The sequence below is a fragment of the Brotaphodocola sp. genome, assembly GCF_050873365.1.
Taxonomy (GTDB): Bacteria; Bacillota; Clostridia; order Lachnospirales; family Lachnospiraceae; genus Brotaphodocola.
Window position 1 is genome coordinate 1 of record NZ_JBNMIQ010000037.1, and the last position, 26,046, is coordinate 26,046.

Below are 26,046 nucleotides of genomic sequence, written 5' to 3' on the forward strand. Positions count from 1 at the left end.
ACTTGGCGCGTGATTTTGGTCAGCTCTGCTGACATCTTCTTATCAAAATCACTGCGCATCCTCGCGGAGCGTATAACTCAGAAGGGGATTGTCTCCCCTCCTGAGAAAGTTTGTGATACCCCCACCTATAGAGGAGGGGGGACATCCACTCTGAGTTATAGCAGTTTTTGGATGGTAGCGGAGATTCTCCCGGCTTCAGTCGCAGGAGATTTTGATGAGTTTGGCGAAAGCGTGAGGAGAGAACCAATCGAGTTCTGTCCGTATGCTTTCGCCATTTTTGTATGAGCAAGAAGGAGCGGGGATGCCAAAAAGAAAAGTACAGTCGGTCAACGGGAACGGTCACGGAGATTCTGCCGGAAGTCGGAAAGGAAGGGCGCAGAGACGGATGAGAGGGGGAAAACACTTGAAAAACAGCAGAGGATGGAGCATTTCGTTTAATTCTCCGGTGGTGCTTTGCTTTGCGCTGATCTGTCTGGTCGCATGGCTGATGGGCTGGCTCAGCGGGGGAAGAACCACGGCAATGTTTTTCAGTGTGTATCGATCCTCCCTGTCGAGTCCGCTTACCTATGTTCGGCTGATCGGTCATGTCTTTGGACATGCCAGCCTCGACCATCTCTTTGGAAACATGACGCTTCTTCTGATTATCGGACCGATGCTGGAAGAAAAATACGGTTCTCTGAATCTGTTGGTCGTCATGCTGATCACGGCGTTTGTGACGGGAATTGCAAGTTTTCTTCTGTTTCCCCATATTCAGCTTTTGGGGGCGAGCGGAGTCGTGTCTGCCTTTATCCTGCTCTCCTCGTTTACGAGTATCCGGGAACACTACATACCGCTGACGTTTCTGCTCGTCGCTATCTTTTATCTGGGCGGGCAGATTTATGAAGGGATTTTCGTGCCGAGCAACATCTCCAATTTTACGCATATTCTCGGGGGCGTTGTCGGAGCCTGGTTTGGATTTTTCCTGACAAATCCATCACCCTCAGGGTTAAAAAATTTGAAAAATTCGCGCTAAGCGGAAGGGAGAGAGTCATCATGCTAGAACGTGTTTCACTGCAAAATCCCGATGATTATTTCCTTGATCTGGGAAAACGGAATCGCAGGGGGATTTATGCCTGTCGAATCCACACTTACAATCCACAGGTTCATGCGTTTATCCAGAAGTATTACGAGACGGCGCGCCTGTCCGGTGTGATTGTGGAGGGAAAACTAAAGAATCCCGATCAGCGCCAGCTCGACTATTATCAGGAGATGATGGGGACCGCATTTGAGGTTGACCAGAATTTTTTCTCGCAGAGACTCAAAAAATGGCTTCCGCGGATGAATGAGAGACAGAGGGCGAATGTGTCAAATGCGATCTATGCGACTCTGGTTCATTTGAGAGAGAACGGGAAAAATGACAATATGCTCAAAAATGCATATATCAAGTTCATGTGCTGGCTCTATTACCGGTTCGAGCGGATTGTCAACCATCTCGGCGAAGAGAACCTTCCAAAGATTCTCTACGAGGGGGAGATTAGCATTTACGAACTGCTTCTGATGCGGGTGCTCACGCAGGCTGGCTGTGATCTGTTGCTCCTAGAGTATCACGGGGATGACGCTTATCAGCGCGTAGACCCGGGATCGGAGATCTCGGAGGAGATGCCGGTGTCTGCATTTGGAGCGGGCGGGGCGCAGAATTTCCCGGATTCCTTTGATTTAAAGCAGATTCGCGAGGAACTTGATGCAAAACAGAGCCAAAACCGGCTATATGGCGGGGACGCTTCCGGCTCGCCCTGTCTGATTCCGGCGACAAATGTCTGGCTTTCCGCAAAAATTAATTTGCTTGAGCAGATCAGAGAGTCGGCGGGAGAGCGCGGAGATGATCCGAGATTTTTCTATAATTGTTTTTGCCGGATTCGTGGCGTTGAAGATAAACTCACCTATGAGAATGAGCTTTATCAGCTCGGACAGGCGATTCGGGGAAGCGGGAGAAGGCTTGTGATTGTCAATCGCCAGATTACTCCGCCGACCGTCGAGGAGATTCAGGAAGTTCGCAGAAAGAACAGTTACCAAAATCTGAATCAGGTTTTGGAAGACTTATCGCGAAACCTCGTCTGTTCAGAAAATTTTGAGCTTCAACCGATGATGAGAAAAGCCTTTGTGGAGGTCATGGCGGAGGAGGGACGACGGGAAACCGGCCCAAATTTGAATTCTTTAAATCGACTGATGAATACAGCGGTTTATCTGGTCTGTTGGCTGAAACGCTATCAACGGGATCTTTTTCATGGATGGAAGAAGCCTGAGATTTCCGGTTTCTTTTATCTTGGCGGTTGTAAGAATGAGAAAGAGGCGGTGTTTTGCAGGTTGCTTGCGAGACTTCCGGTTGATGTCGTGATTTTTCAGCCGGATCTCAATGAGACCTGTGTTCTGGCAGATTCCTCCCTGTATGAGGAGAATCATCCGTTTTCGCTCTCGCTCTCGTCCTACCCGGAGGCGAGCGCAGGACTCAGAGTCGGGACGGTTGCCTACCATGCGGAGCGGGAACTTGACACGCTGATGTATCAGGACAGCGGAATCTACCGGGAACAGCAGTATGCGAAGGCGAATACGATCACCTTGCAGACGATGTATGAGGAGATTCCGATCTTGTGGAATCAGGAATTGAAGTACCGCCCGAATTTCAGCACGTTTTCGGACACGGTCAATCTGCCGGTGATCTTTTCCAAGATTTCCGGGGTGAAAGACGGGATCATGGAGATTTACTGGCAATCGATCAAGGAGCTGATCACAGCAGACACAGAGAATGTAACGGTGATCAGCAAAATTCCGAACCTGACCTCGACCTCGGAGAATCCGATCAAGCCGTTTGCGGTGGAGTTTTTCAGAAACGGTCGTCTTCAGCGAGAGAAAATCCGTCAGCACCGCGCCTATCCGTATGGATTTTTGCGCGAGTCGATGCAGGACTACCTACTCGACAAGATTCAGCTCTTGATCGACCGGAAAACGATTCGAGGAACCGGGGAGAATGGAACTGAATTTACGATTGTGTCGACAGCTTTGAATCTGGACAAATCTCTGCTTAGAATGATCCAGAGATTTGATTTTACCAAGAAGAATCCAAAGCTGATTTATCTTATAACCGGGGAAGAAATGATGTCTCTCGAGGATTCGATTCAGATGGCATTTCTGAATCTGGTCGGGTTTGATATTCTGATGTTTGTCCCGACCGGATATCAGTGTGTGGAGCGGTTTTTCCGTGAGAGAATCTTTGAGGAACATCAGATTGGCACATACCGGTATGAACAGCAGGTGCCCGATTTTGATCGGCTCCCCCTGCACGCACAGCGCCCTGGGTGGTGTGAGAAAATCTTTAACTTTAAGAGGAGGATATAAGGATATGGGGCTTGATTTCAGCAAATCATCAAAGGCACCGGAACCGCCGGAGGAGCCAAAGAATGAGCTGGTTGTTCAGCAGTATGATATTGTGGCAGATCGTCAGCAGATGAATCAGGAGTTGACGAATTCTGCGGAGGTTGATGCGCTTGTCAGCACGATTGAGATTGACAATATGGAGACCATCGTCACGTTTGGTGCGCATGCGGCTGAGGAGATCTCAAAAGTTTCGGATGTCGTGTTGAACAGCATGAATCTGGCACAGCTCGACGAGTCGAGTCAGATGCTCGGCGCACTTGCAAAGATCATGGACAAATTCGACATCGAGGAGATCAAGGAGAGCAAGGGATTTTTCGACAAGTTGTTCGGAAATATGAGAAAGAAGCTCGATCAGATTCTCGACAAGTATCACACGATGGGCGGGGAGGTCGACAAGATCTACGTTCAGCTCAAACAGTACGAGTCGGAGATCAAGCAGTCCAACCGAAAGCTCGACCAGATTTTTGAGGCAAATGTCAACTATTATCATGAGCTTGTCAAATACATTCTTGCCGGCGAGCAGGGATGCAGAGAGATCGAGGCCTATATCGCACAGAGACAGGCGGATATGGAGGCAAGTGGGGATCAGTCGATTCAGTTTGAACTCACAAACTTAAATCAGTGTCTGATGCTCTTGGAGCAGAGAACGCAGGATTTGAGAACGGCGGAGAGCGTTGCGATCCAGTCGATTCCGATGCTGAAGACGATGGAATTCAGCAACATGAACCTTGTCAGAAAGATCAACTCGGCATTTATCATCACGCTTCCGGTCTTTAAACAGTCACTCGCACAGGCGATGATGCTCAAACGCCAGAAGATTCAGGCAGAATCGATGGCGGCACTCGATGCAAAGACGAATGAGCTTCTGATTAAGAATGCGCGAAACACGGTGGAGCAGGCGAAGCTGACCTCAAAACTGGCATCCGGAAGTTCGATCAAGATTGAGACGCTTGAGACGACGTGGAGAACGATTGTGAATGGAATCGATGAGACGAGAGCAATTCAGGACAATGCGCGCAGACAGCGTGTTGAGGATGCAAAGCGTCTTGAGGCGATCAAGCAGGAGTTCAACCAGAAGTACCATATGCCGAACAAGAGATAGAAATCGAATGCAGGATGAGATGACAGCGACAATAGTGACAGCACTGACAACAGTGGAAACTGTGACAACGGGCAAGTGGACGGTGGGACAAGAGAGATAAAAATGGGTGGGGATTTTGCGACCACCCATAACTATAAAAAATATAGACAACAAGGAGGAACACATTATGCCTATTAATTTATCAAAGGGACAGAAAGTCAGCCTTACGAAGGAAAATCCGGGACTCAAGAAGATCATGGTAGGACTTGGTTGGGATGTCAATGCATTTGATTCGGGGGCAGATTTTGACCTCGATGCATCGGCATTTCTGACCGGTGCAAATGGAAAATGCCCGACCGATCAGGAATTCATTTTCTATGGCAATTTGGAGCATCAGAGTGGCGCTGTGGTGCATATGGGAGACAACCGCACCGGAGCCGGTGAGGGCGACGATGAGCAGATTGAGGTGGATTTGAGCCTTGTTCCTGCAAATATCGAGAGAATTGCGTTCACAGTCACGATTTACGATGCAGATAAGAGACGCCAGAATTTCGGTCAGGTATCGAATTCCTACTGCCGAATCGTGGACGAGGCAACCGGCGAGGAGATTGTTCACTTTGATCTCGGCGAGGATTTCTCGATCGAGACGGCGCTGGTAGTCGGAGAACTCTACAAGCACAATGGCGAGTGGAAGTTCAATGCGATCGGAAGCGGATTCCAGGGTGGTCTTGCCGCACTCTGCGCACATTATGGAATTGATGCGGAGTAATGAATTCGCAAAGAATCAAAGCGAAGCCATAGTCTGAGCTATTGATTTATCAGTTTGTCCAATTATTTATTATGGAAATCATTCCAATCATTTAGGAGGTGACAGAGGAAATGTCTGTAAAACTTCAAAAGGGACAGAAAGTCAGTCTGTCAAAGGAAAATGCGGGATTATCAAAAATTATTGTGGGACTTGGCTGGGATGAGGTGAAACAGCCGGGAGGATTGTTTTCCTTTCTTTCAAGTCCGCAGGCGATCGATTGTGATGCGTTTGCTCTGATGCTTCAGAATGGAAAACTCGTAGACAATAAGGACATCGTTTATTTCCATAACCTGACCCACAAGAGCGGATCGGTACAGCACATGGGAGATAACCTGACCGGAGCCGGTGAGGGCGATGATGAGCAGATCGTCATTGATTTGAACCGCGTTCCGCCACAGTATGACCGGATTGTGCTCGCGGTCAATATTTATGAGGCGTATAAGCGTCATCAGCATTTTGGAATGATCCGAAATGCATTTATCCGTCTCGTGGACGCGAGAAACAACAAAGAAATGTGCATCTACAACCTGACGGAGAATTATTCCAACCAGACCGCAATGCTGTTTGGTGAGGTCTATCGCCACAACGGGGAGTGGAAGTTCAATGCGGTTGGTCAGGGAACCGCGGATGGCTCGATCGGAGAATTCGCAAAACGCTATCTGTAAAAAAATCAGATGAGTGATTTGCAAAGCTCAAAATTCAGGATAGTATGAATGGAAAATGGAGGAATTCTGTTTCGGAATCCTCCATTTTTCGATGAGAGGGAAGCAAACAACAGGCATAGAGAACGAAAAAGATAGATAACACAAAGAATAATAATGGGAAAACGGGGAGGTAGAAGAAGATGGCATACGAATCACCGTTGACGATTGCCGAGGTGATCGGGGACATTTCGGAGAACCGGTATGTGCTTCCGTCGATTCAGAGGGAGTTTGTCTGGAGCACGGCGCAGATTGAGAGACTGTTTGATTCGGTGATGCAGGATTATCCGATCGGGGCATTTCTGTTCTGGGAACTTGCAGACGGTCAGAATACGCTGTACGACTTTTACAGCTTTCTTCAGAATTATCACGAGAAGAAGACCACGCATAATCCGAAGATCAATCTGAGCGGAAGTGATAATGTGGTCGCAGTTCTCGATGGTCAGCAAAGACTGACTTCGCTCTTTATCGGCTTGAAGGGCTCTTATGCGTATAAGATGCCGTGGAAACAGTGGAAGAATGACGAGGCGTTTCCAAAGAGAAAACTGTATCTGAATCTCGTGGAACCGGCGAAGGAGGAGAACGACAGGTATGAGTTTTCTTTTCTGACGGAGACCGAGTGTGTGAATGACGACGATCACTACTGGTTTGAGGTCGGACAGATTCTTGATATGAAAAATATCGGGGATGTCACGAAGTTCATCAATCGCCAGATTTATAAGAATGATCGATATGACGAGGATCAGGGCGATTTTGCGATGGACTGCCTCGCCCAGTTACATAAGGTGATCCATGTTCAGCCGATTATCAGCTACTATAAAGTCCGGTCACAGGAGCTTGACCGGGTGCTCAACATCTTCATCCGGGTCAACAGCGGGGGAACGATTTTAAGCTACTCGGATCTGCTCCTCTCCATTGCGACAGCCCAGTGGGAAAGTTTGGACGCAAGGGAGGAGATCACGGACTTTGTGGATCTCTTAAACGGAATTGGAAGCGGATTCCGCGTAAACAAGGATTTTGTGCTGAAGGCCTCGCTTGTATTAAGTGACTTTAAGAACATTGCATTCAAGGTGGACAATTTTAATAAGCCGAATATGCTGAAGATTGAGGCAAACTGGCAGAAGATCAAGAAGTCTCTGTATCAGGCATTTATCCTTGTCTCAAGTTTCGGGTTTTCAAGGGAGAGTCTGAAATCCAACAATGCAGTGATCCCGATCGCCTATTATCTGATGACAATCGGAAATCCGGAAAATTTTGAGGTCTCAACAGCGCAGAAGGGAAATTGCGCAAAGATCAAGAAATGGCTGATCATGTCTCTGTTTAAGCGGATTTTCAGCGGACAGCCCGACAATCTGCTCCGGCTGATGCGCGAGATCATCAAGAACAATGGGACGAATGAATTTCCGCTCGATGAGATCATAAACAGACTGCGTGGGACGAGCAAGACGATGGTCTTCACGCAAGACGACATCGAGAGCCTTCTCGATCACCAGTACGGAAAGGCGGAGACGCTTAACGTATTGATGCTTTTGTATTCGTCGCTCGATTTCAATAACAAGTTCCACATTGATCACATGTATCCAAAGAGCAAGTTTACGAAGAAGATGCTTGAGAAGAATGGAGTCTCAGCCCAGAAGATAGAAGATCATATCGCTCATGTCAACGATTTGAGTAATCTTCAGCTCTTGCCCGCGATCCCGAACATCGAGAAGCAGAACAAGGATTTTGATTTATGGTTTGCCGAGACGTACCCGACCGATGACGAGAAGGTTGCTTATCGGAATCTGAACTATCTCCCGGATCTGGCTTATACCTATCCGAATTTTGAGCAGTTTTTGCAGAAGAGGAGAGAATTGATGAAAAAGAAACTGGAAAGTCTGCTTCTGTAAGTCTGTAAGGGTAAGTTTCGTCCTAAAAAGGCACTGGACTTTTAGGAGTTCAGTGCTTTTTTATGTTTTTTTGGCTCTATGTCGTCAGTCGTCTGGGGAGGAGATTTTACGGCAAGATCTGCGGACTGGAATTTTGGAATTGACAAAATGAGAAAACTTGATATAATTACCAATGGTAACTATGTAACTCAGAGTGGATGTCCCACATCTATAGGGGTGGAGGGATCACAAACTTTCTCAGGAGGGGAGACAATCCCCTTCTGAGTTATACGCTCCGCGGGGATGCGCAGTGATTTTGATGGGAAGATGTCAGCAGAGCTGACCAAAATCACGCGCCAAGTCTCCGCGAACGTCGACTTGAACTAAAAGTGGATGTCTCCCATCTATAAAGGTGGAGGGATCACAAACTTTCTCAGGAGGGGAGATGGGAAGAAAACATGGAGAATAAGACGATCAAGAGGATGTTTGATGCGTGCTATCTCGCAAAGCGGACTCGCGAGATGCTTCCGGCACTGCCAAAGGGAGTTATGCCGTCCTATATTCAGTATCTGGATGTGATTCAGGCGATGGAAGCGGAGGATCATCAGGTAAAAGTGTCTGATGTCAGTGATGCCATGAATCTTCCGCGACCCGGAGTTACCAGAACGATCAAAGAGATGGAGATGAAGGGATATCTTCGCAAGCTCGCCTCTCAAGAAGATGGGCGCGTGGTCTACATCTCGCTTACAGAGGCGGGAAGAGAACTCTCAAAAAAGTATGACCAGCAATATTTTGACGCTCTGTCTCCGTATATGGAGGAGATTTCGGAGGAGGAAGCAAACTGTATGATCCGGACGATTGAAAAGTTTTATCGGATCATGTGTGAGAGAAAAGAGGGGAGTAATTTCGATGACAAATGATAAGGCAGATTTTACACAAGGAAGTATTTTAAAGAAACTGATCGCATTTATGATCCCGATTCTGGGCGCGCTGATCTTGCAGGCTGCCTACGGTGCGGTGGATTTGCTTGTGGTCGGAAGATTTGGATCGACATCCGGTCTTTCTGCGGTTTCAACCGGAAGTCAGGTGCTGAATTTCGTCACCTTTGTCGTGACTCAGCTGGCAATGGGTGTCACCGTTTTGATTGCCCGCTATTTGGGTGAGAAGCGAGAGAAACTGATTGGCTCGGTCATCGGTGGTGCAGGCGTTGTATTTACGATATTTGCTGTGATTTTGTTTGTTGTCATGGTGGGATTTGCGCGTGGAATTTCCGTGCTGATGCAGGCACCTGTCGAGGCAGTTGATCTGACCTCGACGTATGTGCGGATCTGCGGAAGCGGTATTTTCTTCATCGTGGCATACAATCTGTTGTCCGCAATCTTCAGAGGACTTGGAGACAGCAATTCTCCGCTTCTCTTTGTCTTTGTTGCCTGCATCATCAATGTGATCGGGGATCTGGTGCTTGTTGCCGGTCTTCACATGGATGCAGCGGGTGCAGCGATTGCGACGGTGATGGCTCAGGCATGCAGTGTGGTCTTTGCTGTGATTCTTCTGATCAAGAAAAAAATGCCGTTCACGATCAAAAAGAGCGATTTCAGATGGAATGAACAGTGCCCGAAATTCCTTGAGATTGGATTTCCGCTGGCACTTCAGGAGATGCTGACTCAGCTCTCCTTCCTCGCACTGTGTGCGTTTGTCAACCGCCTTGGTCTGGATGCATCCTCAGGTTACGGAGTGGCCTGTAAGATCGTAAACTTTGCAATGCTGATTCCGAGTTCCCTGATGCAGTCGATGGCATCCTTTGTCTCCCAGAACATCGGTGCGGGCAAGAAGAAACGTGCGAGACAGTCCCTGTTTACCGGAATCGGTGTGGGCTTGACCGTGGGTTGTCTGGTCTTTTTGCTTGTGATGTTCAAGGGCGATGTGCTTTCCGGCTTCTTCACGACGGATGAGGCGGTTATTGTGAGAGCGTATGAGTATTTGAAGGGATTTGCGCTTGAGACGATTGCGACTGCAATTCTGTTTAGCATGATCGGATATTTCAACGGAAACAACAAGACGGTCTGGGTTATGGTGCAGGGATTGATCCAGACGCTTCTGATTCGACTTCCGCTCGCATACTTTATGAGTATTCAGCCGAACGCGAGTCTGACAAAGATTGGTCTTGCCGCCCCGATCTCCACGATTGTCGGAGTGATTCTGAGTACGGGATATTTTATTCATATGAATCGGGCAGACGAGAAGAAAAAAACTGCGTAACGGAATAAGAATAAGAAAACGAAACGTATTTAGAACATTTAAATTTAGAATATTTAAAAAATTAGAACATTTATAAATCAGAATATTTAAATTTGTATTTGCACGGACCTCCAGGAGCGAGACGGAAAAATCTGGCTTTTGGAGGCCATTTTTTTATATGATAGGAAATTGGAGGAGAATGTTGAATTTTTTCCTAAAATCTGTATAATATGGGAAGATAATGCGTAAGACCATGTAGATACTGGGGATCTGTGAGGGAATCGCAGGGAAGACGAGACGATATGGAAATGGTTAAATGGTTGAACGATCAGATATTTAAGTTAGATATGTCAGATAGGTTCGATATATCAGGTACGAAGTGAAAACGGGAAAGGGAAAAGGAAGTGGAGTGACATCTTTCTGAAAGAAAATAAGGGATCAGATGGATGCTCCGTTACAGGGGGATGAGAAATGCAGAGTGTGCAACTTTCGGCAAGTGAACTTTGGGTCACGCTGATCTTTGGCGTGATCTTGTATTTATTTAAGCGGGAACTGAATCAGAAAAAGATTACAAAAATTCTCTTGATTGCATGTATCACCAGACTTGTCAGTGATGCGGTATCCTGGGGATTTGACGGAGTGCCCGGTCTTTTCTGGGGCACGGTAACGAGAGCCAGCAATTATATTACGTTTGTCTCAAATGATCTTGTCTCTCTGTTTTTTTCGATTTTTATCTGGAATCTGGTCAAGGACGAGAAGGAGAAGCCTGATATCCTGCTGAGAGCCTATTGGGCTTTGGAGGCAATCGCAATCGGTGCGCTGACTCTGAATCTGCATTTTGGATGGTTTTATTCTTTTGACAGCAGTAACGGATACAGCAGAGGGGATTATTACAGGCTGACTCATGTCGCACCGATCGTAGCTCTGCTGATCGTAGTCTGGCTGTTACTCAAATATCATGAGAAATTCAGCAAAAATCAGAAGGTTTTGGGATGGTCCTATTTCGTTTTGATGGCTGGGGCGACGGCATATGAATATATGAATTTTGGCTTGTCTCTTCAGACTTATGCGCAGACGTTCTCGGCGCTGATGGCATTTTTTGTTGGAGAGATCGAGATTCGTCAGAACCTGCTTTTCACACAGGAGAGTTTGAGACAGAAAAACGAGGAGCTGAAAGAGGAAGAAAAGAAAGTAGAGATCGCATTAAAGGCAGAGGAGCTGAAAACCGAAATCATCTCCTCGATTGCCTCCGCCTACAAGGAAATTATTGTGCTGAATTTTGTGCTGAAAGATTACTATGTACTTTCGGAGCGGGAAGGCGGGTATCATGCGACGGGAACCTCGGGTTCGTTTGAACAGCTCACCCAAAACATGTTTATAAGAAACATCGCTTCCGATTACGAGAACAACAAGGAAATAAGAGATTTCTTTGATTTTGATACGGTGCAGGAGCGTCTGAGGGAAAAGAATGCTGTGATGATGGAACTGAAATCCGTGAATGGCAAATGGCATTCAGTGGCATTTCTTGCGAACCGGCGCGATCAGAATGGCAACGTGATTGACGTCCTGTTTGTGATCCGCGATATTGCAGAGCAGAAAAAACGGGAACTGGAGAAGGATGAGGCGCTGAGGGAACAGCTTGCAATCTTTAATGCGCTCGCAGATGCCTATGAGAATGTTTTCTTCATTGATGTTGATAAGGAGACGGCAAGAGCATTGAAGCTCGACGGTTTTGCAACATCGAACAGGGAGAAACGCAAGAGGGTGGATTATCCATACACGGCGATGTTGGATCGGTACATTGAGGAGAAGGTGCATCCGGATGATCGGCGTATGATGCGGGATGCCGTCGATATGGAAAATGTGCGAAAAGCAATGGAAGACAGCAATGAATATGTCGGAAATTATCGCGTACTGCTCGGGGAGGAGACGCATTATTATCAGTTCAAGTACATAAAACTGGAAAACATTGATTGCATCATCGCTGGTTTCCAAAATGTGGACGGTATTGTCGAAAACGAGAAAAAACAGCAGGATGAGCTTTCGCTTGCGCTTTCGGCTGCCCAGCAGGCAAACAAGGCAAAGACGATGTTCCTCAACAGTATGTTGCATGATATCCGTACCCCGATGAATGCGATTATCGGTTTTACGGCACTTGCACAGACGCACATCGATAAGACCGAGCTGGTACAGGATTATCTTGCAAAAATTAATACGTCGAGCACGCATCTTTTGAGTCTGATCAATGACATTCTGGACATGAGCCGAATTGAGAGTGGCAGTGTGAAGCTCGATGAGAAGCCGGTGCATATGCCGGATTTGCTTCATGACCTGCGCACGATGATTCAGGGACTGATCAATGCCAAGCAACAGAACCTCTACATCGACACGCAGGATGTGCAGAATGAGGATGTCATCACGGACAAACTGCGACTGAATCAGGTTCTGATCAATATCGTGGGCAACGCGATCAAGTTCACACCGGTTGGCGGAGATATTATCATTCATCTCGTGGAAAAGCCTTGCCTGATAAATGGATACACGACCTACGAATTTTCGATCAAGGACACCGGAATTGGCATGTCGGCAGAGTTTATAGACCATGTATTTGACACCTTTTCGAGAGAACATTCTGCTACGGTGAGCGGAATTCAGGGAACGGGTCTTGGCATGGCGATCACGAAGAATATCGTGGAGATGATGGGCGGTACGATTGAGGTGGAGAGCGAGGAGGGAAAAGGCTCTAAGTTTACCGTCACACTTACGGTCCGCCTCGCGAGTCAGCCGATCAAATACAAGCCGATTGCGGAATTACAGGGCGCGAGGGCGCTTGTCGTTGACGATGATATTGATACCTGTCGCAGTGTCTGCAAGATGCTTCGAAGCATTGATATGCAACCGGATTGGACGGTATCCGGCAAGGAAGCGATCCTCCGTGCGCAGGATGCGACCGAACTGAATGAGGAATATAAGGTTTATATCGTGGATTATCTGATGCCGGATATGAATGGAATTGAGACAGTCCGCAGAATCCGCAAGGTAATCCGGGAAGATGTGCCGATCATTGTCTTGACGGCATATGACTGGACGGATTTTGAGAAGGAGGCGAGGGAAGCGGGCGTAACGGCCTTCGTCGCAAAGCCGATTTTCATGTCGGAGCTTCGATCCGTTCTGACAAAGCCTGTTCGGATAGAGGAGGCAGAGGATGTAGGGGTAGCTCAGAGCCAAGCGCAGAAGACGGAAGGCGCAGAAAACTCCTATTCATCCTATGATTACTCCGGAAAGCGGGTTCTTCTTGTGGAGGACAATGAGATGAACCGGGAGATTGCAATGGCAATTCTGGAGGAAACCGGAATGCAGATCGACTGTGCCGAGGACGGAATTGAGGCAGTCAATATCATCAACGAAGCTCCGGAGGACAAGTATGATCTGGTGCTGATGGATATCCAGATGCCGAGAATGGATGGATACACGGCAACGAGAGAGATCCGCACGTTGCCCAACAACAAGAAGGCGAATATTCCGATCGTTGCGATGACAGCGAACGCCTTTGAGGAGGACAGAAGAAAAGCCTTTGAGTGTGGAATGAACGGGCATATCGTAAAGCCGTTTGAGATGAAGGAAATCGCAAAGACTTTGAACCAGATTTTTGGGGAGAAGTAAAAGAAACATAAAGTTGGAAAACGCTGGGAAGTGAGCCGGAAGAATTGCTCAATTTTTTAGAATCTTTTGGCTAAGATAAAGCAAGAAGGTTATACTTTGTATAGCAAAATGAAAGTGAGGTGTTAGGATGACCATAGAAGAAATTCTTGCAGGGGAATCGAAGAATGTGGAGTTCAAAGAAAACCTGCCGGAGAAAAGTATCAAATATATGAAGTCTGTGGTTGCCTTTGCAAATGGAACCGGAGGAAAAATCATTTTCGGAATTGCTGATAAAACCAGAGAAGTTGTCGGCTTTGACAAGGAAGATGTATTCAAGAAAATGGATGCCATTGCCAATGCCGTATCAGACAGCTGTGAACCGGCAATCATCCCGGATATTACTTTACAGACGGTTGATGGTAAGACGGTTATTGTGGTAGAAGTTTCTGAGGGTAGACAGCGCCCATATTATATCAAAGCCCTTGGCAGAGATGGCGGTGTATATGTCCGTGTTGCCGGAACTACCCGCCTTGCCGATGAGTATATGGTAAAAGAGCTACTGTTCGAGGGCAGTAACCGTTACTACGATCAGGCTTTGTGTACGGGGCTGAATATCACGGATGAAGATATTGATGCTCTTTGCAAAGCAATGAAAGAACAGGCAGTCAAGAATGCCCATAATGAGGAACAGAAAGCATCTATCAAAGATGTTGGCAGACAGCAACTGCGTTCTTGGGGAATTTTGATTGAACGTGATGGGAAAGATTATCCGTCCAATGCGTATGCTATTTTAACAGGGAATGGAGGACTTCATATTGCAACGCAATGTGGCGTATTCAAGGGAACGACCAAGGCAGTTTTTGTTGATCGACGAGAGTATACGGGACCACTTTGGGAACAGATAGAAGAAGCATTTCAATTTGTTTTGCGAAATATTCATCTGGGTGCTACGATTGTTGGTGTTTATCGACAGGATATTTATGAAATTCCACCGGATGCGATTCGTGAGTTAATCATTAATGCGATGGTACACCGTAGTTATCTGGATCATGGCACGATACAGGTTGCAGTATATGATAACAGATTGGAAATCACTTCTCCGGGAAAATTGCCAATGGGACAAACTTTAGAACGTATGAAGGAAGGGTATTCCAAAATTAGAAATGAAGCACTTGCGCATGCATTTTCTTATATGAATCTGATTGAACATTGGGGAAGCGGTATTCCGAGAATTATTGACAAAGTGAAAGCAGTTGGACTACGGGAACCGGAGTTTATTGGTGGTGAGGTTGATTTGCGTATCAATATTTATCGAGAACAAGTTGATACAAATAACGCCAAAAATAACGCCAATAACGCCAAAAATGGCGTTATTGAGGTAAAAAATGGCACTAATGGCGTTAAAATACCACTGAATAAAGGACAAGTACAGGCAGAAAAACTGTTGCAGATCATAGCAGAAAATCCATTTGCAACACAGGCATATTACGCAGAACAACTTGGGGTATCAAAAAGAACCGTTTCACGAATGTTTGTCGCGTTACAGGAAAAAGGTGTATTGGTACAGAATGGAACAAAAAGAAGATCAAATTGGGAAATTGTAAAAGATTATTTTAGTTTGCATTAAACTTTGATTGATAAAATATTTTGAGAGATATTTGTATATATGCTCTTATTAAAAAAATAATGTTGTGAAGTCTTTCGGAAAACTTTCAGAAAAGTGCCAAGGTTCGATATTGGGGGAAGGTGAAGTTATGGAACAAAAATTTTTTGAAATAATGCAACAAAGTGGAGTTTTTGTTATTAATCCATGTGAGACAATATTGGATTTGGATGATCCTTCTCACTATACGAAAATGGACATGACATTATCTCAGAAAATGCAAGTAAGTGTTTTCTTGCAGAATATGCCCTTGGCTATAACTGCGGGGGTTATGTCAAATGCATATATTGTTTCATTCCCAGAAGGATTGCCACATACTCTGACTGCTTTAAAGCAGGGAGGATTTAGCTCTATAGTTAAAGTAGATGGTAAATTTGCTGGTTCGGCATCCTTTTATGAAATGTCTGCTCAGACGATAATATTGGGTGCTTTTACAGCAATCTCAGTTGCTACTGGTCAGTATTTCATGGCTCAGATTAATAAGAAACTGAATTTGATTAACCAGAAGATGGATAAAATACTAGAGTTCTTATATGGCGATAAAAAAGCAGAATTGATGTCAGAAATCAGTTTTGTTCAGTATGCGTATCAGAATTTTGCTTCTATTATGGAGCATGATACCCAGAAAATTGCGACTATTAGTAGCTTACAGGAAGCAAAAAAAGTTGCAATGAAAGATATCGAGTTTTATCTTGGCGATTTGGATGCAAAAGTGGCAGAAGAGGCAAGAGGATTTTCAAATCTTGGGATGATTATTGAAAATGCATTCCAAATCAGAGATAGTTTGGATTTATCGATACAGTTGTATATCATGAGTAGTCTTTTGGAAATGCAGTTTGCTCAGAATATGGATAAAGGGTATATTTCTTATCTTGAAGTAGAAATTATTACATATATTGATAAGTGTGATAAGCGTATACTTTCCAATTTTAGTAGTTTGAAGGGTAGAGTTGACGCATACAAGGCAAAACCGATGGAGAAAGTAGATAAGATACCATCAGTAACAAAGATTAGTGAACTTATCGACTCTTTGAATAGTGGTGTAGAATCAGATATACGAAAGGCAATCCGAGTAGCTTTACATGCATCTGAGAAAAAAGAAGAGTATTTAGTTAGTAAGGATGGCGATATTTATACACTTAAGAAAGATTAAACAGAAAAAGGTATCTAGTACTTCCTTATTGTTCTTTTGGAGAAGATCGCTGAATAACGGGAAAATTTATGAGAAATTATAAGTTTCGCGCTCCATCAGCTTCATCTGCTGTTATTCTAGGACATACTTCAAATAGAAATATAGACTGGAAGACAGCAGATGGAAAAAATTAAAGGATTTATAAAAGTTCTCTTAAAAACAGGTCTTGAGAATATCCGCAAATTCTTCGTTGTAGTATCCGGAATTGTCTTTTTTCCAGAAGGCACAATAGGTCTTTTTGACAGGAGTCTGGTTTCTTACGAGAGGGATTCTGCTGACGGAAGTATCAAACCAGACCTGTTCGCCGATCACGTCGACTGGCATATATCCCTGCCCGGTTATAATCTTTAGCCGGGCTTCCTGTACGGTATCCGCAAAGAGAAAATCCCCCTGTAACCCAATGATATTTTTATAGTAAGTTTGTTCTTCCTGCTGTCCGGTCTGATTGATCACAAGAATGCAGGGGGTATTTTTTAAGTCACTTGTTTCAAGGGAAGGTAGTTTACTGAGTGGATTTTTGGAGGAAAGTTCAATATAAATCTTACTTTCTGCGAGCACCTCATTGTTATACGCATCAGAAAAAGCACGTCTTTGGTCGTTGATTGCAAGGTCAACAGAGTCATTTTCCATAGCATGATACAATTCTTCATGACTTCCAACCATAATTTTTACTTCCACGGTGGGATATTTTTCAGAAAACAGGGCAATCGCCTCGGAGAGTTCATTTCCATGATAGCCCTTGTAGTACCCAATTCGCAAAACAGCATTATCGTTATCTGCAATCCGCTTTGTCTCACGGACAAGCTGTTTTAAATCTCCGGATATAATCAGACTTTTCCGATAAAAATGTTCGCCGGCAGGGGTCAGGGAGAAGGTGCGATTGTGGCGTTCTAAAAGTTTTACTCCGAGTTCGTCCTCTAATTTTTTGATCTGTTGGGAAATGGCGGACTGTGAGACGTTGCATTGTTCTGCTGCCAGATAAAAATTTCCATTTTCAATGACAGCCTGTAAGTATTCAATTTGACGCAGGAGCATAAGCCATGTTCCTCCTCTCTTTGTGTTCAGTTCGTATTTCTTGTATATAATATTATATAACGATTAGTAAAACTAATCAATATGATAAGAATAAAGATTTGATTGAATAGTGGGATTGAATTATGATTAGATCAACAAAAGAAACTGAGATGCGGGAGGGATTCGAGAAGAGATGGCTAAGAATCTGATTATCTACTATTCACGAAAAGGTGAAAATTATGTAAATGGAAGGATCGTTGATTTAAAGAAAGGCAATACCGAGATTTGTGCAGAATTTATTCAGAAAGCAGTAGGTGGAGATCTTTTTGAGATCGAGACGGTGGAGGACTATTCCAAGGATTATCATGAGTGTACGGAGGAAGCACAGCAGGAATTGAGAGCGAATGCAAGACCAAAGCTGAAGCATTATCTTTCCGACCTTGCGGATTATGACAACGTGTTTGTATGTGGGCCGTGCTGGTGGGGAACTTATCCGGTAGCGGTATTTACCCAGCTTGAGAGGCTTGACTTTACCGGCAAGAAGGTGATGGCGCTTATGACTCATGAGGGCAGTGGTTTGGGAAACAGTGAACGTGACCTCAGAAAGATCTGTAAGGGTGCAGAATTTGGAAGCGGGATTGCGGTACATGGAGCAGATGCAGGGAAATCCGAGCAGGCAGTAGCGGACTGGGCAAAGAAAAATGTAGATTGAATTTAGGAGGAGTAAACAGCTATGAGCAAAAAAGAAGTAATGATCGTAACAGGGGCAGGACAGATTTCCATGGCGATTGCAAGAAGAATGGGATATGGCAAGAAGATTGTCATGGGAGATAAGAACATTGAAAATGCGAAAACAATCGCGGAAATTATGAACAATGCAGGTTTTGATGTGGAACCGGTGGAGATGGATCTTTCATCCAGAGAATCCATTAAAAGCCTGATTTCAAAAGCACAGGAGTATGGTGAAATCAAAATGCTGGTAAATGGAGCCGGAGTTTCACCAAGTCAGGCACCAATTGAGGCAATTCTGAAAGTAGACTTATATGGAACGGCAGTTTTGTTGGAAGAAGTTGGAAAGGTGATCGCAGAGGGCGGTGTTGGTGTGACGATTTCCAGTCAGTCCGGATGGAGAATGCCACAGCTTACCGCAGAGGAGGATGCCGCACTTGCAACGACACCGACAGAAGAGTTATTAAATCTTGAAATTTTACAGCCGGAAAATATCAGAGATACGCTTCATGCTTATCAGATGGCAAAACGTTGCAACGAGAAGCGTGTCATGGCACAGTCGGTAGAGTGGGGCAAACGTGGCGCGAGATTGAATGATATTGCACCGGGAATCATCGTAACACCGCTTGCTGTGGATGAGTTTAATGGACTTCGTGGCGATTTCTATAAGAACATGTTTGCGAAGTGCCCGGCAGGAAGACCGGGAACCGCAGATGAAGTGGCAAATGTCGCCGAGCTTCTTATGAGTGAGAAAGGCGCATTTATTACAGGATCAACCTTCCTGATTGATGGAGGGGCAACATCCTCTTATTATTATGGTCCGCTGAAACCGGAAGCGTAAACAGGAGATAGAGGGGGAGTGGTTTCAGAGAAAAACAAGAGACATACTAACTTTATTGACTTGAAATAGTAAACACAGCCCTGATATGGTATAATACATGTATCATATCAGGGCTTCTTTGCAGAATGGGACAAAGATGTTTGCGTGAAAATGGTCACGATCAGAAAAGATGTGATAAAACTAAAACGATGATAATAGGTTCAAGGAGTTTTTAAGGAATGATTAAAGTACTTTTTGTATGTCATGGCAACATCTGTCGTTCGCCGATGGCGCAGTTTGTGTTTCAGGATATGGTCTGCAAGGCAGGATTAGAGAAGAAATTTTATATTGATTCGTCGGCGACGAGCACCGAGGAGATCGGAAATCCGGTGCACCGGGGGACGCGGGCGAAGATGAATGAGATGGGAATTCCGATGGTGGATCACCGAGCTGTGCAGATGAAAAAAGAGGATTATAAGAAATACAACTATCTGATCGGAATGGACCAGTGGAACATCCGAAATATGATGCGGATTGTGGGAAAAGATCCGGATCACAAGATTTTCAAGATGTTGGAGTTTGCAGGAAGTGACCGGGATGTGGCAGATCCATGGTATACGGGAGATTTTGATGCGACGTATCGCGATATTGTAGCGGGATGTACAGGACTTCTTAAAAAAATTCGTGAGGAAAAGGGATTTTAAGCCGGAGAAGTTCAATTTTGTCTGTGATTCTGTAAGTTATGATTCTGTAATTCGGTCGGTCAGTTTTTCATTTATCATTTGCATTTCCACGTACTGCGTGATATGATTTTTTTCACAACCATAACATAGTAAAATAAAAAATAAGAAGTAAGATAAGAAATAAGAAAGACGAAATAAGAAGGATGAAATAAGGGAAAAGATCGATGAAACCTCATGGAAATAGCTACTCTGTGAGGGGAAATTGAGGGACCGCTTGACCTCTTATTCAGAAAAAACAGGGAAAATTCGTGATGGATGAGCAGTGCGGGAAATGTGGTGAGCGCTGAAAGGATAAGAAACGTAGGAAAAAACGGAAGGTAAGGAAGGTGTTTGGATGAGTACGAATGCAAAAAAGATTCTTTTGATCAACGATTTGCCGGGATATGGCAAGGTGGCATTGGCGGCGATGGTGCCGATTTTGTCGCATATGGGGCATTATCCGATGCAACTTCCGACGGCAGTGATTTCCAATACACTGGATTATGGAAGATTTCGGATTCAGGATATGACGGACTACATGAGGGATACGCTTCAGGTCTGGGATCAGCTTGGACTTGATCCGGACTGTATTTGCACGGGTTTTGTGACATCCCAGCGTCAGGTGGAGATCATCGAGCAGTACATTCAGACAAGAAATCCGAACAAGGGTCGTCTGATTATGGTCGATCCGATCATGGCGGACGGCGGAAAACTCTATAACGGAATGGGTGCGGAGCAGGTTAATGCGATGCGTCGTCTCGTGAGTCTCTCCGATGTCATGATTCCGAATATGACAGAAGCCTCATTCCTCACCGGTTTCTGGCCGGGAAGCTATTTTGGAACGGCACAGCAGATCTGGCAGATGGTCGATGGCCTGCGCCAGCTTTCTGGAAGATCTGTCGTAATCACAAGTGCAGTGGAGGTGGAACAGCAACCGGTGCTTCTTGAGGATATGCCGGATGGCACGGCGAGATACCTTGTCTGCGGATACGACCACTGGACTGGAACGTATTTCCAGGTGCCATATGATTATCTGCCGGTGCGGATTGCGGGGAGCGGAGATATTTTCTCGGCAGTGATGACCGGAGAACTCCTGGCAGGAAAGTCCTTGGAGATGTCGGTGCGCAGTGCGGTGCAGGCGGTCTCAAGACTGATTCTGGACAACAAGGACGAGCTGAATAATTATAAGGGAATCTTGTTGGAGCACAGTCTGGATTTCCTCGATGAGATTGAGGACGACGATGAGGATTAAGAATGGTCATTTGATGTATCAATGCGTAAAAAATAAATGTATAGAAATGGTAGAATAAGAAATGATACGAAATGTAAGTCTGGAGGAAATCTCCGATGGAAAATTATATACGCTGAATGATATGGCGAAGGCAGGTTGCGGTGGATGCGAGGGATGCTCGGACTGCTGTCGTGGAATGGGAGAGAGCATTGTACTTGATCCGCTTGATTTTGCGAGAATGGCGGAGGGCTTGGGTCTTGCGCCCGAGCAACTTTTAGGTGGATACTTGGAACTTCATGTGGTGGATGGAATTGTACTTCCGAATCTGAAAATGGCGGGGGAGAGCGAACAGTGTCTTTTCTTAAATAAGGAGGGACGATGCTCGATTCATCCATATCGCCCGGGAATCTGCCGGATTTTCCCACTCGGTCGTTACTATGAGGAGAAAGATGGAAAAGAAGAGTTCCATTATTTCTTGCAGGTTCATGAGTGCAGTCGCCCGGGGCGTGCGAAAGTAAAGGTCAGAAAGTGGATCGATACCCCACAGGCAGATCGCTATGACCAGTATATTCTCGAATGGCATCATTTTTTGAAAGAGATGCAGAAGCGGGTAGCGGGGGCAGATGCAAAAGAAGCGCAGGCGGTGAGTCTGTATGTGTTAAAAACTTTTTATCTGCAACCGTATAATGGGATGGATTCGTTCTATGAGGAGTTTGACAGACGAATCGGAAAATAACAAAGGAAAGAATCAAAAGAAAAGAATCGAAAGAACAGGGAAGAATAAGAAAAATAAGTAAGTAAGATAGAAAGAATCGAATCGAAATCCCAGAGAAAATTAAAAATTTATTTAAGTCGGGGGAGTTCAAAATTAGAGATTCATAAAGAATAAGGATTCAAAATTCTGCTGAGAAAGGACAGGTGAAGGGAAGATGACACAGGAAGAGCAGAAGAAACAGGGAGAACAGGAAAATCAGGAAGAAAATCAGAAAGAAAACCAGTTTACCGGTCTGGTGCTCGAGGGCGGTGGAATGCGCGGAATCTATACGGCGGGCGTTCTCGATGTGTTTATGGATAAAGGGCTTTCGTTTGATGGGGTGATTGGAGTGTCAGCCGGAGCGATTCACGGCTGTTCTTTTGTTTCCGGACAGAAAGGGCGAAGCATCCGTTACTACAAGAAATATGGCTGTGACAGTCGATTCCTCGGATGGAAGACCCTGCTTCGCACCGGCGATATCGTGGATGAAGAGTTTTGCTACCATGAGATTCCGGAAAAACTTGATCCCTATGATTTTGAGGCGTTTCAGCGCTCAAATACCGCCTTTTATGTGACTTGCAGTAACGTGGAGACCGGAGAGCCGGAGTATCTGCGAATCACCGATATGAAGGAGCAGATTGATCTGATGCGGGCATCCGCTTCGCTTCCGTATGTCTCTCGTCTGGTGGAGGCAGATGGAATGAAACTCCTCGACGGTGGATGTACGGACAGCATTCCGGTCGAGAAGTTTCGAGAGATGGGATACACAAAGACCGTTGTCGTCCTCACGAGAAATCGCGGATATGTCAAGAAACCGGAGAATGAGAAGCTCGCAGGCATCTATTACCGCCACTATCCGAACTTTGTGGAGGCGTTAAAGACTCGCCATACGAGATACAATGAGACGGTACAGAAAATCGAAGAACTTGAGCGCGAGGGCAAGATCTTTGTGATCCGTCCGAGCCATGAGCTGACAATCGGACGCACGGAGCGCAATCCGATCAAACTTCAGGAGACGTATGAGACGGGGCGCAGGGATGCCCTCTGCCGGATGAAAGATCTGATGGAGTGGTGGAACAAGAAGGAAAAGTAGAGAGAAATCGTTTCCGAGCTTGACCAGAAGAAGGAGAGAATAAACCGGAGCGTGATAGAATGAGCGTTAACGAGGGGGAACAAGTTTACTTGTTCATCCCGAGTGGCGAATGGCGATCACGATAGCTACGAAGTAGCGTCAAGTACCGTCAAGTACCGAAGGTGCGAATCGTGATAGAATGATATATAGTAAAAACCTATACCAGTTATCAAGATGATAGTATTTGACCAATAGCGAATTCTGATGCATAATAAAGTCAACAAAAGAAAACAACAACAACCTAACAAACAACCTACAAGTAAGTAACTACAACAACCAAACAACCAAAAGCAACAACCAAGAGTAACAAAACAACTCAAGGCAACAACCAAAACAAAAAGCGAAAATGTAACAAAACGTAACAAAAGGTAACAAAGAGTAACAAAGAGCAACAACAAGCAACACTGGTAACAAAAGCGAAAAACATGGGTTGATGTTTCTGGTCATTCCGATCAGAAACAAGGCTGAATATGCAGGAGGAGAGATCGATATGGTGAAACTGTATGACGGAGGCGCTTATCTGGTAAATGGAACAGAGCTGGTTCCGGAGCAGGAAGCAGGAAAGGTGGAGGCTCTGACGGGCAGAGCCGTAGACAAGGAAGAGGCAAAAAAGGGAACAATTGCTTATTCGATTATGAACAAGCACAATACGTCCGGTGACATGAGCAAGCTCAAGATCAAGTTTGATGCGATGACTTCTCATGACATCACATTCGTCGGCATTGTACAGACGGCAAAGGCATCCGGAATGGAAAAATTCCCGCTTCCGTATGTGCTGACCAACTGTCACAACTCTCTGTGTGCCGTAGGTGGTACGATCAACGAGGATGACCATGTATTCGGTCTGTCCGCATGTAAGAAATACGGCGGAATCTTTGTTCCACCGCACATCGCAGTTATCCATCAGTACATGCGTGAGATGATGGCTGGATGCGGTAAGATGATCCTCGGTTCGGATAGCCACACCCGTTACGGTGCACTCGGAACGATGGCAATCGGCGAGGGTGGTGGTGAGCTTGTAAAACAGCTTCTGTGTGATACATACGACATCGCATATCCGGGCGTAATCGCAATCTACCTGACCGGAAAGCCGGGACCGGGCATCGGACCGCAGGATATCGCACTGGCAATCATCGGCGCTGTTTACAAGTGCGGATATGTAAAGAACAAAGTAATGGAGTTCGTTGGACCGGGCGTTTCCAGCATGACAACCGATTATCGTAACGGCGTTGATGTTATGACGACCGAGACGACCTGCCTGTCCTCGATCTGGAGAACCGATGAGGATACCAAGGCATTCCTGACCAAGCATGGTCGTGGAGAGGATTACAAGGAGCTGAATCCGGCAGACGTTGCTTACTACGACGGCGTTGTCTATGTTGATCTGAGCACGGTAAAGCCGATGATCGCTCTTCCGTTCCATCCGAGCAACACCTACGAGATCGATGAGCTGAATGCAAACCTCGGCGACATCCTCAGAAGTGTTGAGGTTGAGGCAACAAAGGTAACCGGAAATCCGGATATCAAGTTCAGCCTGACCGACAAGATCGTAAACGGCAAACTTCAGGTAACCCAGGGTGTCATCGCAGGATGTGCCGGCGGTAACTACACGAACGTGATGGAGGCTGCTCACATTCTGAAGGGCAAGAGCTGTGGATGTGGCGAGTTCGCTCTGGATGTATATCCGTCCTCTCAGCCGGTTTACATTGACCTGGTTAGAAAGGGTGCAATCGCAGATCTGATGGAGGCAGGTGCAATCCTCAAGACTGCATTCTGCGGACCGTGCTTCGGCGCTGGCGATACTCCGGCAAACAATGGTCTGTCCATCCGTCACACAACGAGAAACTTCCCGAACCGCGAGGGTTCCAAGCCGGGCAACGGTCAGATGTCCGCAGTCGCTTTGATGGATGCACGTTCGATCGCAGCAACCGCAGCAAACGGTGGTATCCTGACACCGGCAACCGACTTTGTGGATGATTACGAGGTACCGGAGTACAACTTCGACGATACCGTTTACAAGGCAAGAATCTATCAGGGATTCGGCAAGGGCAACGAGGAAGCAAGCCTGGTATATGGCCCGAACATCAAGGATTGGCCGGAGATGAGCCCGCTGACTGACAACATCCTGTTGAAGGTATGTTCCAAGATTCTTGACCCGGTAACGACCACCGATGAGCTGATCCCGTCCGGTGAGACTTCTTCCTATCGTTCCAACCCGCTCGGTCTGGCTGAGTTCACCCTCTCCAGAAGAGATCCGGAGTACGTTGGCAGAAGTAAGGAAGTTGACAAGATCGAGAAGGCAAGAGTTGCTGGAACCTGTCCGTGTGAGACTGCTCCGGAGCTGAAGGAAGTCTTCGAGAAGATCAAGACCATCCCGGGCAATGAGGATGTGAAGGCATCTGAGACTGAGGTTGGAAGCATGGTTTACGCAGTGAGACCTGGTGATGGTTCCGCTCGTGAGCAGGCTGCAAGCTGTCAGAGAGTCATCGGAGGTCTGGCAAACATCTGTAAGGAGTACGCAACGAAGCGTTATCGTTCCAACGTTATGAACTGGGGTATGATCCCGTTCCAGATGAAGGACGAGCCGGATGCATTCGAGGTAGGTTCTTACATCTACGTTCCGCAGATCCGCAAGGCATTAGATGGCGACATGAAGGACATCAAGGCATATGTAATCGGCGATGAGATCAAGGAGATCAGCCTGTATGTAGCAGATATGACTCCGGATGAGAAAAAGATCGTCAAGGCTGGTTGCCTGATCAACTACAACAGAAACAGATAAACAATCGTTATTAAGAAAGCCCCCTATTATCATTACATTTCCAGATACCAGAATGGAGACAGGGTGTCGAGCAGTTCAGATACAGCTCGGCACCCTGTTTCTGTATGTCTGTATATTGTGGCTCTATGTCAATAGTTGGGGTGGGATTCATGAGAATCCTACTCCATTCCTGACATCAGAGCCATTTTTATATACAGCTCTGATACATCCTGTTTTTGGGCATGCCAAATAAGCCTCCCTCATTTACCGACCAATTTA

20 protein-coding genes are annotated in these 26,046 nt (G+C 45.8%); 19 read left to right on the plus strand and 1 reads right to left on the minus strand.

The window, feature by feature from the left end:
• From ACR0QT_RS13095 to ACR0QT_RS13150, 12 genes are all read left to right on the plus strand, one after another.
• A partial coding sequence (locus tag ACR0QT_RS13095; RefSeq protein WP_432631149.1) for a hypothetical protein occupies positions 1-285 on the plus strand: 285 nt, incomplete at its 5' end.
• 100 nt (positions 286-385) lie between these two features.
• A complete protein-coding gene (locus ACR0QT_RS13100; RefSeq protein WP_432631168.1) occupies positions 386-1,012 on the plus strand; it encodes a rhomboid family intramembrane serine protease in 627 nt (208 codons plus the stop codon).
• A 20-nt stretch (positions 1,013-1,032) separates the two neighbouring features.
• Positions 1,033-3,372, plus strand: coding sequence for a YceG family protein (locus tag ACR0QT_RS13105; RefSeq protein ID WP_432631150.1), 2,340 nt, complete (start codon positions 1,033-1,035; stop codon positions 3,370-3,372).
• A 4-nt stretch (positions 3,373-3,376) separates the two neighbouring features.
• The gene (locus tag ACR0QT_RS13110; RefSeq protein WP_432631151.1) at positions 3,377-4,513 is read left to right on the plus strand and encodes a toxic anion resistance protein; all 1,137 of its coding nucleotides are present in this window, start codon (positions 3,377-3,379) and stop codon (positions 4,511-4,513) included.
• A gap of 166 nt (positions 4,514-4,679) precedes the next feature.
• A complete protein-coding gene (locus ACR0QT_RS13115; RefSeq protein WP_432631152.1) occupies positions 4,680-5,261 on the plus strand; it encodes a TerD family protein in 582 nt (193 codons plus the stop codon).
• Between the two features lie 110 nt (positions 5,262-5,371).
• Positions 5,372-5,965 (plus strand): TerD family protein, encoded by a 594-nt coding sequence (locus ACR0QT_RS13120; RefSeq protein ID WP_432631153.1) that lies wholly within the window; start codon positions 5,372-5,374, stop codon positions 5,963-5,965.
• Between the two features lie 179 nt (positions 5,966-6,144).
• Positions 6,145-7,890 (plus strand): DUF262 domain-containing protein, encoded by a 1,746-nt coding sequence (locus ACR0QT_RS13125; RefSeq protein ID WP_432631154.1) that lies wholly within the window; start codon positions 6,145-6,147, stop codon positions 7,888-7,890.
• A gap of 437 nt (positions 7,891-8,327) precedes the next feature.
• On the plus strand, positions 8,328-8,789 hold the full coding sequence (locus ACR0QT_RS13130; protein ID WP_432631155.1) for a MarR family winged helix-turn-helix transcriptional regulator: 462 nt from the start codon (positions 8,328-8,330) through the stop codon (positions 8,787-8,789).
• A complete protein-coding gene (locus tag ACR0QT_RS13135) occupies positions 8,779-10,128 on the plus strand; it encodes an MATE family efflux transporter (protein WP_432631156.1) in 1,350 nt (449 codons plus the stop codon). The genes ACR0QT_RS13130 and ACR0QT_RS13135 overlap by 11 nt, the downstream gene beginning before the upstream one ends.
• A gap of 450 nt (positions 10,129-10,578) precedes the next feature.
• Complete coding sequence (locus tag ACR0QT_RS13140; protein WP_432631157.1) at positions 10,579-13,770, plus strand: response regulator; 3,192 nt, start codon at positions 10,579-10,581, stop codon at positions 13,768-13,770.
• Between the two features lie 127 nt (positions 13,771-13,897).
• On the plus strand, positions 13,898-15,376 hold the full coding sequence (locus ACR0QT_RS13145; protein WP_432631158.1) for an RNA-binding domain-containing protein: 1,479 nt from the start codon (positions 13,898-13,900) through the stop codon (positions 15,374-15,376).
• Positions 15,377-15,503: 127 nt separating this feature from the next.
• Complete coding sequence (locus ACR0QT_RS13150; RefSeq protein WP_432631159.1) at positions 15,504-16,565, plus strand: hypothetical protein; 1,062 nt, start codon at positions 15,504-15,506, stop codon at positions 16,563-16,565.
• 192 nt (positions 16,566-16,757) lie between these two features.
• On the opposite strand, the gene ACR0QT_RS13155 is transcribed toward ACR0QT_RS13150, so the two are convergent.
• Entirely contained in the window at positions 16,758-17,639 is an 882-nt protein-coding gene (locus ACR0QT_RS13155; RefSeq protein WP_432631160.1) for a LysR family transcriptional regulator, read from the minus strand.
• Between the two features lie 172 nt (positions 17,640-17,811).
• Here ACR0QT_RS13155 and ACR0QT_RS13160 point away from each other — a divergent pair, with 172 nt between their 5' ends.
• From ACR0QT_RS13160 to ACR0QT_RS13190, 7 genes are all read left to right on the plus strand, one after another.
• Positions 17,812-18,330, plus strand: a complete 519-nt coding sequence (locus ACR0QT_RS13160; protein WP_432631161.1) for a flavodoxin — start codon at positions 17,812-17,814, stop codon at positions 18,328-18,330.
• Between the two features lie 21 nt (positions 18,331-18,351).
• On the plus strand, positions 18,352-19,188 hold the full coding sequence (locus tag ACR0QT_RS13165; protein ID WP_432631162.1) for an SDR family oxidoreductase: 837 nt from the start codon (positions 18,352-18,354) through the stop codon (positions 19,186-19,188).
• A 218-nt stretch (positions 19,189-19,406) separates the two neighbouring features.
• Positions 19,407-19,871: a low molecular weight protein-tyrosine-phosphatase gene (locus ACR0QT_RS13170; protein ID WP_432631163.1), complete on the plus strand. Its 465-nt coding sequence runs from the start codon at positions 19,407-19,409 to the stop codon at positions 19,869-19,871.
• 373 nt (positions 19,872-20,244) lie between these two features.
• Positions 20,245-21,141: a bifunctional hydroxymethylpyrimidine kinase/phosphomethylpyrimidine kinase gene (locus ACR0QT_RS13175; protein ID WP_432631164.1), complete on the plus strand. Its 897-nt coding sequence runs from the start codon at positions 20,245-20,247 to the stop codon at positions 21,139-21,141.
• Between the two features lie 61 nt (positions 21,142-21,202).
• Positions 21,203-21,856, plus strand: coding sequence for a YkgJ family cysteine cluster protein (locus tag ACR0QT_RS13180; RefSeq protein ID WP_432631165.1), 654 nt, complete (start codon positions 21,203-21,205; stop codon positions 21,854-21,856).
• 193 nt (positions 21,857-22,049) lie between these two features.
• A complete protein-coding gene (locus tag ACR0QT_RS13185) occupies positions 22,050-22,967 on the plus strand; it encodes a patatin-like phospholipase family protein (RefSeq protein WP_432631166.1) in 918 nt (305 codons plus the stop codon).
• Between the two features lie 529 nt (positions 22,968-23,496).
• Positions 23,497-25,788 (plus strand): hydratase, encoded by a 2,292-nt coding sequence (locus ACR0QT_RS13190; protein WP_432631167.1) that lies wholly within the window; start codon positions 23,497-23,499, stop codon positions 25,786-25,788.
• Positions 25,789-26,046 lie beyond the last annotated feature (258 nt).

Coding starts and splice junctions, on each gene's coding strand:
- ACR0QT_RS13100 (WP_432631168.1), top strand. CDS start 386: ATGAGAGGGGGAAAACACTTGAAAAACAGCAGAGGATGGAGCATTTCG.
- ACR0QT_RS13105 (WP_432631150.1), top strand. CDS start 1,033: ATGCTAGAACGTGTTTCACTGCAAAATCCCGATGATTATTTCCTTGAT.
- ACR0QT_RS13110 (WP_432631151.1), top strand. CDS start 3,377: ATGGGGCTTGATTTCAGCAAATCATCAAAGGCACCGGAACCGCCGGAG.
- ACR0QT_RS13115 (WP_432631152.1), top strand. CDS start 4,680: ATGCCTATTAATTTATCAAAGGGACAGAAAGTCAGCCTTACGAAGGAA.
- ACR0QT_RS13120 (WP_432631153.1), top strand. CDS start 5,372: ATGTCTGTAAAACTTCAAAAGGGACAGAAAGTCAGTCTGTCAAAGGAA.
- ACR0QT_RS13125 (WP_432631154.1), top strand. CDS start 6,145: ATGGCATACGAATCACCGTTGACGATTGCCGAGGTGATCGGGGACATT.
- ACR0QT_RS13130 (WP_432631155.1), top strand. CDS start 8,328: ATGGAGAATAAGACGATCAAGAGGATGTTTGATGCGTGCTATCTCGCA.
- ACR0QT_RS13135 (WP_432631156.1), top strand. CDS start 8,779: ATGACAAATGATAAGGCAGATTTTACACAAGGAAGTATTTTAAAGAAA.
- ACR0QT_RS13140 (WP_432631157.1), top strand. CDS start 10,579: ATGCAGAGTGTGCAACTTTCGGCAAGTGAACTTTGGGTCACGCTGATC.
- ACR0QT_RS13145 (WP_432631158.1), top strand. CDS start 13,898: ATGACCATAGAAGAAATTCTTGCAGGGGAATCGAAGAATGTGGAGTTC.
- ACR0QT_RS13150 (WP_432631159.1), top strand. CDS start 15,504: ATGGAACAAAAATTTTTTGAAATAATGCAACAAAGTGGAGTTTTTGTT.
- ACR0QT_RS13155 (WP_432631160.1), bottom strand. CDS start 17,639: ATGCTCCTGCGTCAAATTGAATACTTACAGGCTGTCATTGAAAATGGA.
- ACR0QT_RS13160 (WP_432631161.1), top strand. CDS start 17,812: ATGGCTAAGAATCTGATTATCTACTATTCACGAAAAGGTGAAAATTAT.
- ACR0QT_RS13165 (WP_432631162.1), top strand. CDS start 18,352: ATGAGCAAAAAAGAAGTAATGATCGTAACAGGGGCAGGACAGATTTCC.
- ACR0QT_RS13170 (WP_432631163.1), top strand. CDS start 19,407: ATGATTAAAGTACTTTTTGTATGTCATGGCAACATCTGTCGTTCGCCG.
- ACR0QT_RS13175 (WP_432631164.1), top strand. CDS start 20,245: ATGAGTACGAATGCAAAAAAGATTCTTTTGATCAACGATTTGCCGGGA.
- ACR0QT_RS13180 (WP_432631165.1), top strand. CDS start 21,203: ATGATACGAAATGTAAGTCTGGAGGAAATCTCCGATGGAAAATTATAT.
- ACR0QT_RS13185 (WP_432631166.1), top strand. CDS start 22,050: ATGACACAGGAAGAGCAGAAGAAACAGGGAGAACAGGAAAATCAGGAA.
- ACR0QT_RS13190 (WP_432631167.1), top strand. CDS start 23,497: ATGGTGAAACTGTATGACGGAGGCGCTTATCTGGTAAATGGAACAGAG.